Here is an 11,111-nt window from a genome sequence, read left to right as displayed (position 1 = left end):
ACGGAAAAGTATGAGACAGGTGATGAGCGGTGTTTTAAGCCTCAGTCAGTAGAGATTTCCATCTGCGTCGAACCGGGCTTCATAGATCCGCGATCGCTGCTCGTCGGAGAGTGACAGCTCTACCGCCCCCAGATTCTCTTCGAGCTGGTCGGTCGTTCTGGCGCCAATAATCGGGATACAGGTAAACGCCTCCTGGTCCATCAACCAGCGGAGCGCGACCTGTGCTGGTGTGGCGTCGGTCTCGGTGGCCACCGAGCGGATCGCATCCAGAACGTGCCAGCCGCGTTCGGACGTGTAGTACGTACCGAACTGCTCGTCGAACGATCCGCGAGAACCATCAGGGGCGTGCACGGCGCTTGGATCATCCGGATCAGCGCGTTCGTATTTGCCGGTGAGAAAGCCCCCCGCCAGCGGTGAATACGGACAGACGGCGAGCTCCTGGTCCGCACAAACGTCCAGATACTCCCGGACATCCTCGAAGTACGCGGCATGCACCAGTGGCTGTGTCACCGTAAACGGCTCGTAATCGTTTACGTCACTACTCCAGAGGGCCTTCGTGAGCTGCCAGGCTGCCATCGTTGAGGCACCGATGTAGTTGACGCGACCGTCTTCGATGAGTCCATTAAGCGTCGCCAGCGTCTCCTCAATTGGCGTTGACTCGTCCCACCGGTGGATGTAGTACAGATCGAGATACTCCGTTCCCAGCCGATCGAGCGTTCCTTCAATTTGATTGCGGATGTGCGTGCGCGAAAGACCACTCCCGTTTGGAGCACCCTCATCGAACGGGAAATACACCTTCGAGGCGAGAACGTACTGTTCGCGGTCGCGCTCGTCGAGCCACTCGCCAATGTAGCGTTCTGCCGTCCCGCTGGGCGTTCCATAGACGTTTGCCGTATCGATGAAATTGCCACCACGGTCGGCGTACGCATCGAGCAGTTCGTGTGCCTCGTCTCGATCGGTTTCTATCACACCGTTCGTCTCTCGTCCGAATCGCCACGTTCCAAAGCAGAGCGACGATACCGTCGTTCCCGTCGCACCGAGCTGTCGATACTCCATAGTACCCCTATTTCCGATGGCTCGAAATAGCTTGTGTCCCCAACTAGCGGTCCATGTCGTCCTCGATCGTCGCCAGTGCCTGCTCGAACGAGCCGGCCGTGATAGTGATTTCACCCGCACGTTCGATTGCATCGGCCGGATCGATGTCGTCCGTGAACTCTCTGATTGCGAGCATCGATGCCTGTCGAACAAGGGCCTCGAGTTCGGCACCGGAGTAGCCATCCGTTGTCGCCGCCAGCTCGTCGAGATCGACGTCCTCGCCGTACGGTTTGCCTTCACTGTGGACGCCAAGGATTGCTCGTCTGGCAGCTTCATCGGGCAGTGGAATCTCGACGTGTGATTCGAGCCGACCGGGACGCAACAGCGCCGGATCGAGTGCCTCCCGGCGGTTCGTTGCCCCGAGCACCATCAGATTTGGATTCTCAGTGAGTCCGTCCAGTTCGGTCAAAAGCTGTGAAACCACACGCTCGGTTGCCTCGTGGCCCTCGCCACGATGACCGGCGAGCGCATCGATCTCATCGAAAAAGACGATGGTCGGTGCGGTCTGACGGGCACGTTCAAACAGCTCGCGAATCGCCTTCTCGGATTCGCCCACGTATTTATCGACGAGTTCGGGACCAGCGACGTGAATGAAGTTGACCTCGCTTTCACCGGCGAGCGACCGGGCGAGCAGGGTCTTGCCGGTGCCGGGAGGACCATAGAGCAAGACCCCGGAGGGGGGTTCGGTGTTCGTTTCGTCGAACAGTTCGTGATACGATAGTGGCCACTCGACGCCCTCCCGGAGAGTGCGTTTGGCGTCGTCGAGGCCCCCGACATCGTCGAACGTCGTGGTTGGCGTTTCGACGACGTACTCGCGCATGGCGCTGGGATCGACGGCAGCCATCGCCGTATCGACATCCGATCGAGTCACTGCCATGTCGGTCCGATCGCCGTGGCGATATCGACGCAAAGCGACCATCGCGGCCTCGGTGACGAGCGTCTGTATGTCTGCCCCGACAAAGCCGTGTGTCCGACTCGCAATGTCCTCAAGCGCAACGCCTTCGGCCAGTGGCACCCCTCGGGTGTGAACCTCGAGAATCTCCCGGCGACCAGTTTCGTCTGGCACACCGATTTCGATCTCACGGTCGAACCGTCCGCCACGCCGAAGCGCCGGATCGATCGTATCAACTCGATTGGTCGCGCCGATGACGATCACCTCCTCGCGGGAGTCGATCCCGTCGAGCAGCGTGAGTAGCTGTGTGACGATGCGATTTTCCATGTCGGCCTCATCATCGCGAGAGCCGGCAATCGAATCGATTTCGTCGATGAAAATAATCGATGGAGCCTCCTGACTCGCCGTCTCAAACGTCTCTCGGAGGCGCTCTTCGGAGTCGCCTTTGTATTTCGAGACGATCTCGGGCCCAGAAATCGTCGAGAAATGGGCGTTCACCTCGTTCGCGACGGCCTTGGCGATGAGCGTCTTTCCCGTTCCGGGTGGGCCATACAGCAACACTCCCTTGGGCGGTTCGATACCCAGTGTGTGAAACAGCTCTGGCTCCGATAACGGGAGTTCGATCATCTCACGAATCTGATCCAGCTCTTCGTCCAAGCCACCGATATCCTCGTAAGTGATCTGATCGCTTGTAGCGGCCGTGCCCTCTGATGGGACCGGTTCGCTGTCTACTCCCCACCCAGGGCGGTCCGTCTCCGCAGCGACGCTTACAGACACCGACGTCCCTTCGCTGACACGCACGATCCCCTCGGGAGCGGTCTTCGTTACGGTGACTAGCATGTCGAGCTGGTCTAACCGCACCCGATCGTCGGTCTGTACCGGCCGATCCAACAGCGCCCGTTTGACAAGCTGAGAAATGTTCTCCGTTCGTGGAGACCGTGGCAGTTCGACGGCGATCTGACGGCCCTCAGCCACATCATACGGACGGACGGTGAGCTGATCGCCGATCGTCACTCCCGCGTTGTGGCGGGTGTCGGCATCGATCATGATCACACCCGACTCTCCGCCTGGCCACACCTTGGTTACACTCTGTCGTGGCCCATCTAGCAACACCGTCTCACCACTCAACACACCGAGCCGACTGCAGGTGTCGCCGTCGAGGCGGGCGATCCCACGTCCTGCATCCCGCTTTTTTGCACCCTGAACGGTAAGTTCAATAGGCTGGTCCATAATCGCCTTACGTGACCGGGTGTCTTGAGCCCACTGTCCGCTGTCGTATCAGTTATATTAAATGAAGGGCCGCGTAACTCCTATACCGACGAGCACCTATATTCACACATGGTCACACAGGTCGAGCGAGACGATACCACGTGGCACACGTGTGAGACCTGCGGTCTCATGTTCGACAACGAGATCGAAGCCGAACAACACGAAGAGCGCTGTGATTCCAGCGATGCGGATTACATCCAGTGATCGTGGGATGGCCTCGCCACACACTCTCGTCGTGAAACGCAACGATTATACCTGAATCGACCTCACAGATGAATGTAGGTCGCAGCGGGCTCCGGTAGTGTAGTCCGGCCAATCATATTGCCCTCTCGCCTGTGGTTCGCTTTCGGGCGTCGCAGGGAGATAGGCAATGACCGGGGTTCAAATCCCCGCCGGAGCATTCCTTATCTCATTTGACTGTCAATATACCCATCAGCCTGTTTTTTCCCAATCCCCGTCGATTGGGGCTGTATGGACGATGATGTAGGGTCACAGCGTGATGACAGCGGTGACGTGACGACGAAATTGTCGAGAGATATGGGGTTGTTTGATATCACGTTCATCGGTGTTGGAGCGATGATCGGCGCTGGGGTGTTTGCGTTGACGGGGTTTGCTGCTGGGCTGGCAGGACCTGCCTTGCTGATCTCGTTCGTGTTGAACGGCTGTGTTGCGGCGTTTACGGCCGCATCCTACGCCGAACTCGGTGCCGCATTTCCCGAGGCGGGTGGGGGATATCTCTGGGTGAACGAATCGTTGGTGGAGCCAAACGGATTCTACGCCGGTTGGATGAGCTGGTTTGCGCATGCGGTCGCGTGTTCGTTGTACGCCGTGACGTTTGGCGTGTTTCTGACGGAGTTTGTGGCACAGACGTTCGATCTCGCCACGTCGTTCGTCCTGTTCGGCGTACTATCTCGGGCGATGGCCGAGAAACTGCTCGCAGTCGTGATGATCGCGCTGTTTGCCTATATCAACTACGGCGGAGCAAAACACACCGGACGCGCAGGAGTGATCGTCACCAGCATGAAACTCCTCATTCTCGGGGTGTTCGTCTGTTTTGGGATCGCAGCCACCATCGCCACGCCGGACTGGCCCGCGAAGTTTCTTGCTCACCCACGATTTGCGCCGAATGGCGTCGTCGGCATTATCGGGGCGATGGGGTTTACCTACATCGCCTTCGAGGGATATGAGATCATCGTCCAGTCCGGCGAAGAGGTCGTTGATCCGGGCACGAACGTCCCAAAGGCAATTTTTTACTCGCTCGTGCTCGTCGTCCCGATCTATGTGCTGGTTGCCTTCGTCTCGATTGGTGGCATTACTGTCACACCGGAAGTAATTGCCGGAGTAGAGGGCGCGTCACTGACGACGCCCACCTGGAACGTGCTCGGACAGCTCGGCGAGCTCGGAATTATCGAGGCGGCCGGTCAGTTCATGCCCTACGGTGGGCCGTTGTTGTTGATCGCCGGGCTTGCAGCCACCGTGAGCGCGTTGAATGCGACGATCTACTCCTCCTCTCGGGTGTCGTTCGCGATGGGTCGCGATGGCACGCTCCCGTCTGTGCTACAGACCGTTCACGAGGAGCGTCGAACGCCCTCGGTCGCGATCGGCTTATCAGCGCTGTTGATCGTGGTGATGGCGATCGTTCTCCCGATCGAAGCCGTTGCAGCGGCGGCTGATCTCATGTTCATTTTGCTGTTCATCCAGGTCAACTGGACGGTGGTAAAAATGCGCCGAACACATCCAGATCTCCCTCGGACGTATACGATCCCGTATATGCCATGGCCACCCCTGATCGGGATCGTTCTCCAGTTTCTACTCGCGCCGTTTATGCTCTCTGCGCTGGGTCTCGAAGTCGGCGTTGGTCCGAATTCACATGGCTTTATTGCTATTGTGACGACAGCAATCTGGATGATTCTCGGTGCTGGCGTGTATCTTGGCTACTCAACGGAGCAGATCGAAAAACAACGAGAGGCCGAGACGCCAACAGTGGCGACAGAAACCATCCCGGGTGCTGGACGGGATCGCCGAATTCTCGTACCAGTGGCCGATCCTACGTCCGTCGAACCGATGCTCTCGATTGCACTCGATCTCGCTCGTGATCAAAACGCCGAAATTGAAGTCCTTTCGGTGGTAACGGTTCCTCAGCAGACGCCACTCGAACACGGTCAGGAGTTTGTCGATGCCCATCGAGCCGTCATTGACGCAGCCTTCGACGTGGCCGCCGACCGTGCCCCGTCGATTCCCATCTGCGGAACCATCCGAATCGGACACGGTGCTGGGAAAGCAATCCTCAACACGATTGAGCAACATGATGTCGACTGCACAGTGCTTGGCTGGCGCGGCTCAACCCGGCGACGAGAGTTCATCTTCGGCAGTACGGTCGATCCAGTCGTCCGCAAAGCGAACTCTGACGTGCTCGTCAAACGGATCGGACACGAGATGCCGATCGATTCGCTGTTGCTTCCAACGGCCGGCGGAGCGCATGGCCGACTAGCGGCCGATATCGCCGGTTCTATCGCCAGAGCCAACGACGCTTCGGTGGACATCTTACACGTCACCGGAGACGAAGGCCACGACACTGCAACGATCGAAGCGTGGTTCGACGATGCCGAACAGCGACTTGATGGCGTCCCCACTCAGACAATTCTTTCGGAAAGCAAGGTGGTCACAGACGAGATCGTCGAACGGTCTGATGCGTACGATATCACGGTAATCGGCGCAGCCCGCGGCGGATTTTTACGGCGACTCTTATTCGGTGACGTTCCTGAGGCAGTTGGAAAAAGAGCGAAGCATTCGGTTATTCTTGTGAAAAAACACGATCCGCTCGTTTCGAGACTCAACCACTGGCTGTTGGGCCATGAGTGAGTCCGACAGCGCCCGGCTTAGATCTCGTCGTTGGATTCGAGTTGCTCGATAACGTCGTCGACGAACGCTTCGACCGTCTCGTAGGGAAAGTCGCCGCCACCGAGCTTCGTATTGAGCTCCATGGCCGTCATGGAGAAATCACCGGATTCGAACGTAGTTGATGGACCGTTCGGCAATGCTGGAACGAGATCCATCGGACTGTTGATCGGATAGTCAGCACCTTCGAACGCTTCAACCAACTGCTCACGGAGTTCTGCCTTGTCTACCATGATACACCCTAGAGTGGAATCAGCACCACAAAAAAGGGTACGGAACCGCTGATCACCGTCGTGGAGTTTATTTTCGCTGAGCTCCCTCCTTGCGACGCTGGTATGACCGATAGCTCATCGCCACCCCGTCAGTTATCACGGTCTCGTGACCGGTAACGTCAGGTTCGAACGGCTGGGCCGATTCATTACTGAGTTCTGTGTCATCGAACCGATCGTAGATGTACGGGGTGTCACTCCGTATCATGAATTAGCATTAGAATCATTGCCTTATAAATTTTTATTCAAATGTTATAGAATAGAGAGTATCTCGCCAATAGTTTTCACGACGAACTCCGGTGTTGGTGACAGACTGTCGGATTCATCGGTGAGTCCCGACCGCACGAGCGCGGTGTCCATTCCTGCTCGCTTTCCGAACGCGATGTCGGTCTTGAGACTATCTCCGACAACGAGCCAGTCACCGTCTCGGGGATCAAGCCGTTCGACGACGTACTCGACGGTTTCGAGCGATGGCTTGCCAAAGACAATATCTGGCGTTCGATCTGCTGTTCCACCGACGGCACCCGTGATCGCCCCCGAACCGGGGACTGGCTTGCCGTGTGGACCGGGGTAGACTCGGTCGGGGTCGGTACCAACGAACAGCTCTGCGGTCTGGAGTGCCCTGAGCCCGGCCGTCAGATCGTCGAAGTCGAACGATCGGTCGTGTGAGGTGACGACGATATTCGCCTCTGTTGGCTCGTCCGTCAGCGTGAGCCCAGCCCGATCGAACTGGTCGGCCAGTCCATCGCTCCCGATGAGAAAAATTGGATCGTTTGGGTGATGGCTCGCGAGATACTGTGTTGTGACCGCCCCAGCAGTAATGACGGCCCCAGGTTCGCACGGGATTCCCATCGATTCGAGTCGGTGGGCAATGGCGTCGGGCGATCGCTGTGGATTGTTCGTCAGAAATATGACCGACATTCCCCGTTCCCTGAGCGACTGAATGGCGGTTTTACTGCCGGGAATCGGGGTGTACTCGCGATAGATTGTTCCGTCGAGATCAACGATGGCACCGTCGTACTCCATACGGAGTCGAATTGAGCCAGGACAGTATGAATGTCGGCACAGTGCCCAGCGAATCGACTACAGCGCGTGTGCACGCCACCGTAGCAGATCTGCACGATCTCGCGTGTCATCGGGAAGGGTCGCAAACCACCGGGCCTCGCTGATCTCTTCATCGGGATCGGTTACCGAGAGACTGTTGGACTGTGCCGTTGCCAGAAAGATCGGCAGCACTCCCCAGGTGGAGTACTGCTCGTGGACAACCTCAATTCGCGTCAGCATCGCCAGCCCGTCGTAGGTGCCTTCGATTCCGGCCTCCTCTTTGAGCTCTCGTTTGGCCGCATCAACGAACGTTTCGTTCGGATCGAGTTCCCCACCGGGGAGCACCCAGAGTTCGACGGCATCGTGGCGAACCAACAGCATCTCACCCGTCGTTCGGTAGACGATCGTCTGTGAGCCGTACGGTGCCCCTGTTTCTGTAATCCGGCGGGCGAGCGTCCGAAACCGCCGCCGACTGACGTGTTTGCGGTGGCTCAGTTCGAGCGGTGGCTCATAGGTAGCTTTCAACGTGTGATACGCAGACTCTGCACACGTTGTGGCGCGTTCGGCCAGATACCAGAGGTCGTTGATCACCATTGGAATTACTGCGTTTTCGTCTGCAGTATTGCTCTGGCATGCAAATAAACTTCACCGGATCTCATACCCAGTTGATACGTCGATCCGCGGCTTTCCGAATAGCAATCCACTTGTCCTCCCACCGGTTTGTCCACGTATGATTGGTGGTACAGCTGTATGCGAGTGATAATTATTGGCGCAGGACAGGTCGGCTCCTCGATCGCCGCCAGCCTTGCGCCAACCCACGATGTCATCGTTATTGACGCCGACGGCGATCGTGTAGATTCACTCACATACTCTATCGATGTGCTCCCGATCGAAGGCGACGGAACGTCGCTCTCGACGCTACGGGAGGCCAACATTGCTGGGGCGGATCTATTTATCGCGTGTACGGACGATGATGAGACGAATATTGTGTCATGTTCGACTGCTCGGGCAATCAGCGACGTGTTCACTGTTGCACGCGTAAAAAAGGAGACGTATCACCAGACCTGGACGGAGACGGGTGGCTCGTTCGGCGTAGATTTTATGGTCTGTACGAATCTCCTGGCGGCAGAAACGATCGTTCGGATCATTGGCTTGCCGGCCGCACACGACGTTGATGTGTTCGCCGGCGGTCAGGTGATGATGGCCGAATTTTGCGTTCCAGAAGGGAGCCCGCTTGCCGGACAGACGGTGGCCAGCGCCGACACGTTCGATGAGCTGACGTTTGCTGCCCTGTTTCGAGATGAGTCGATCTCCGTTCCAACAGGACGGACCGTTATCGAGGAGGGAGACGATCTCGTCGTCATTGGCAGTCCCGAAAGTACGCATGCGCTTGCTGGCGGGCTGACACCTGAACAGAGCTCTCATCAGGAAGACATCGTTATCATTGGCGGCAGTCAGGCCGGTGTCCAGACGGCAAAGCTGCTCCAGGAACGCGGCCGCCATCCACGACTCATCGAACACGACCACGACCGAGCCCGCGAACTCGCCGAAGAGCTCACCGCCACAACCGTGATGGAAAGCGACGCGATGGATCGTGAGTTTCTCAACCGCGAACACGTTGACGAAGCGGATGTTGTTATCTCTGCGCTCGAATCTGATGAGAAGAACCTGCTGGCAACGCTGCTCGCAGATCGGATCGGCGTCGATCGGACGATTGCACTGGTTGAGGCCGCCGAGTTCACCGACCTGTTCGAGGCTGTCGGCGTTGGCGCGGCTGTCAATCCACGAGACGCCACAGCGGAGGAGATCATCCGCTTTACCCACGGCAACGATACGGAGAACGTTTCACTCATCGAACATGGCTCCGCGGAGGTGCTCGAAATCGAGGTCGACGCCGACAGCGTCCTGACCGATCGACCGATTCGTGAGTCCACTGGTGATCTTCCAGGGAAAGTGGTGATCGGAGCAGTCACCAGGGACGGATCGTTCGTGACACCACGTGGTGATACGATGATTCGGGTTGGCGACCACGTCGTGTTGTTCGCAGAAACGTCTGACGTTGCTGCTGTTGCTGAGGCCGTATGAACTGGCATCGATCACAATTGCGAGTTGACTGGCGTGCCAGCGTTGGGCTGGTCGGTACCGTTCTCAAGTATCTTTCAGTTGCGTTTCTGATCCCGCTGGTCGTTGGACTCTACTACGGCGCTGACGTGCTGACGTTTCTTGCATCGATGGTGATTGCGGTTACCGTCGGGGTTTTATTAGAACGCCTTGATCCGGATCCGGATCTCGGTGCCCGCGAAGGATTTTTGATGGTGGCGCTCACGTGGCTTGCCGTTGCAACCATCGGAATGCTTCCGTATCTGATTGCTGGCCTACTTGGGACAGAATCGACGCTGGCCAGACCAGAGAACGCGCTATTCGAATCGATGAGTGGCTTTACCACGACGGGGGCGACTGTGATGGGGGCAATCGATCTCCGCCACCACTCGCATGCGATTATGCTGTGGCGACAACTCACGCAATGGCTCGGTGGAATGGGAATCATCGTGCTTGCAGTTGCGATTCTCCCAGAACTCTCTGTGGGTGGTGCACAGCTCATGGACGCAGAAGCGCCGGGCCCCGGCATTCAAAAGCTTACCCCTCGGATTGCAGAGACGGCACGGGTACTCTGGATCGCCTACATCGGCTTTACCGTTCTCGAGATGCTGTTGCTCTACGGTCTCCATCTCGTTGGGATGGCACCAAACATGCATCTGTATAATGCAGTTGCCCACCCGCTGACAACGATGCCCACCGGTGGGTTCTCTCCGGAGTCCCAGTCGATCCAGGCGTTTTCTGCGGCGGTTCAGTGGGTAATCATTCCGTTTATGGTTGCCGCAGGAACTAACTTTGCCCTGTTTTGGCACGTCATCAACGGCGAGCCACGGCGATTGATCGAAGACACCGAGTTCCGTGCGTACGTCGGTATTATCGGTGTGCTCATCGCGCTGGTTGCCGGCCATCTCTTCGTAGGGCTGGGTGCGTCCGCGGTGCCCCCTGGAGTGGACCCAATTAACGGACAGATCGAGGATTCATTGCGCCACGCCACATTCCAGGTCGTCTCGATCATTACGACGACTGGCTATGCGAACATGGATTTCAACGCCTGGACTGCACCGACGAAGTATCTCCTGTTGTTCGCGATGTTTATCGGAGGATCGGCCGGCTCGACCGGTGGAGCGATCAAAATCGCACGCTGGGTAGTCATTCTCAAATCCCTCAAACGCGAGCTGTTCACCACCGTTCACCCCGAGGCCGTTTCACCGGTCCGGCTCGGTGGAAAACCGCTCGATGAGCGGGCAATTCGGGGAATCTATGCGTTCACACTGCTGTATATCGTCTTCTTTTTCATCGCCGTTGTGGTCGTCGTCGCAGATGCATGGCGCGTCGGTCACTACATTAGCGCCTTCGAAGCCATGAGCGCAGTTGCCGCCACGCTCGGTAATGTGGGTCCAGGATTCGGTGCAGTCGGGCCCATGAACAACTACCTCTCGTTTCCGGTAACGTCGAAGCTGTTCATGGTGTTTCTAATGTGGATTGGCCGACTCGAGATTCTGCCAGTGCTGGTGTTGCTCACACCGGCATACTGGCGCACCTGATCG

The 11,111-nt window shown here is 57.6% G+C and carries 10 protein-coding genes and 1 tRNA gene; 5 read left to right on the top strand and 6 right to left on the bottom strand.

Going from position 1 to position 11,111, the window contains the following annotated elements; genetic code table 11:
• Positions 1-45: 45 nt before the first annotated feature.
• Positions 46-1,056 (bottom strand): aldo/keto reductase, encoded by a 1,011-nt coding sequence (locus JXQ78_RS02365; protein WP_330631875.1) that lies wholly within the window; start codon positions 1,054-1,056, stop codon positions 46-48.
• 43 nt (positions 1,057-1,099) lie between these two features.
• Positions 1,100-3,217: an AAA family ATPase gene (locus JXQ78_RS02360; protein WP_330631874.1), complete on the bottom strand. Its 2,118-nt coding sequence runs from the start codon at positions 3,215-3,217 to the stop codon at positions 1,100-1,102.
• Positions 3,218-3,325: 108 nt separating this feature from the next.
• Between JXQ78_RS02360 and JXQ78_RS02355 the strand changes: the two genes are divergently transcribed.
• From JXQ78_RS02355 to JXQ78_RS02345, 3 genes are all read left to right on the top strand, one after another.
• The gene (locus JXQ78_RS02355) at positions 3,326-3,460 is read left to right on the top strand and encodes a DUF7128 family protein (RefSeq protein WP_330631873.1); all 135 of its coding nucleotides are present in this window, start codon (positions 3,326-3,328) and stop codon (positions 3,458-3,460) included.
• Positions 3,461-3,548: 88 nt separating this feature from the next.
• Positions 3,549-3,656, top strand: a tRNA-Glu gene (locus tag JXQ78_RS02350).
• A gap of 71 nt (positions 3,657-3,727) precedes the next feature.
• Positions 3,728-6,118 (top strand): amino acid permease, encoded by a 2,391-nt coding sequence (locus tag JXQ78_RS02345; RefSeq protein WP_330631872.1) that lies wholly within the window; start codon positions 3,728-3,730, stop codon positions 6,116-6,118.
• A gap of 17 nt (positions 6,119-6,135) precedes the next feature.
• On the opposite strand, the gene JXQ78_RS02340 is transcribed toward JXQ78_RS02345, so the two are convergent.
• From JXQ78_RS02340 to JXQ78_RS02325, 4 genes are all read right to left on the bottom strand, one after another.
• Positions 6,136-6,387: an MTH865 family protein gene (locus JXQ78_RS02340; RefSeq protein ID WP_330631871.1), complete on the bottom strand. Its 252-nt coding sequence runs from the start codon at positions 6,385-6,387 to the stop codon at positions 6,136-6,138.
• Between the two features lie 67 nt (positions 6,388-6,454).
• Positions 6,455-6,631 (bottom strand): hypothetical protein, encoded by a 177-nt coding sequence (locus JXQ78_RS02335; RefSeq protein ID WP_330631870.1) that lies wholly within the window; start codon positions 6,629-6,631, stop codon positions 6,455-6,457.
• 44 nt (positions 6,632-6,675) lie between these two features.
• Complete coding sequence (locus JXQ78_RS02330) at positions 6,676-7,449, bottom strand: HAD-IIA family hydrolase (protein WP_330631869.1); 774 nt, start codon at positions 7,447-7,449, stop codon at positions 6,676-6,678.
• Between the two features lie 57 nt (positions 7,450-7,506).
• Positions 7,507-8,061 carry an NUDIX hydrolase gene (locus tag JXQ78_RS02325; protein ID WP_330631868.1) on the bottom strand — a complete coding sequence of 185 codons (555 nt, stop codon included), beginning with the start codon at positions 8,059-8,061 and terminating at the stop codon, positions 7,507-7,509.
• A 156-nt stretch (positions 8,062-8,217) separates the two neighbouring features.
• On the opposite strand from JXQ78_RS02325, the gene trkA reads away from it, so the two are divergent.
• Together trkA and JXQ78_RS02315 are read left to right on the top strand one after the other, a co-directional pair.
• Positions 8,218-9,552 (top strand): Trk system potassium transporter TrkA, encoded by a 1,335-nt coding sequence (gene trkA, locus JXQ78_RS02320; protein ID WP_330631867.1) that lies wholly within the window; start codon positions 8,218-8,220, stop codon positions 9,550-9,552.
• Entirely contained in the window at positions 9,549-11,108 is a 1,560-nt protein-coding gene (locus JXQ78_RS02315) for a TrkH family potassium uptake protein (RefSeq protein ID WP_330631866.1), read from the top strand. The genes trkA and JXQ78_RS02315 overlap by 4 nt, the downstream gene beginning before the upstream one ends.
• Positions 11,109-11,111 lie beyond the last annotated feature (3 nt).

It is taken from the genome of Halocatena halophila, from assembly GCA_027563145.1.
Taxonomy (GTDB): Archaea; Halobacteriota; Halobacteria; order Halobacteriales; family Haloarculaceae; genus Halocatena; species Halocatena halophila.
This window is presented reverse-complemented; position numbering and strand designations above follow the sequence as displayed.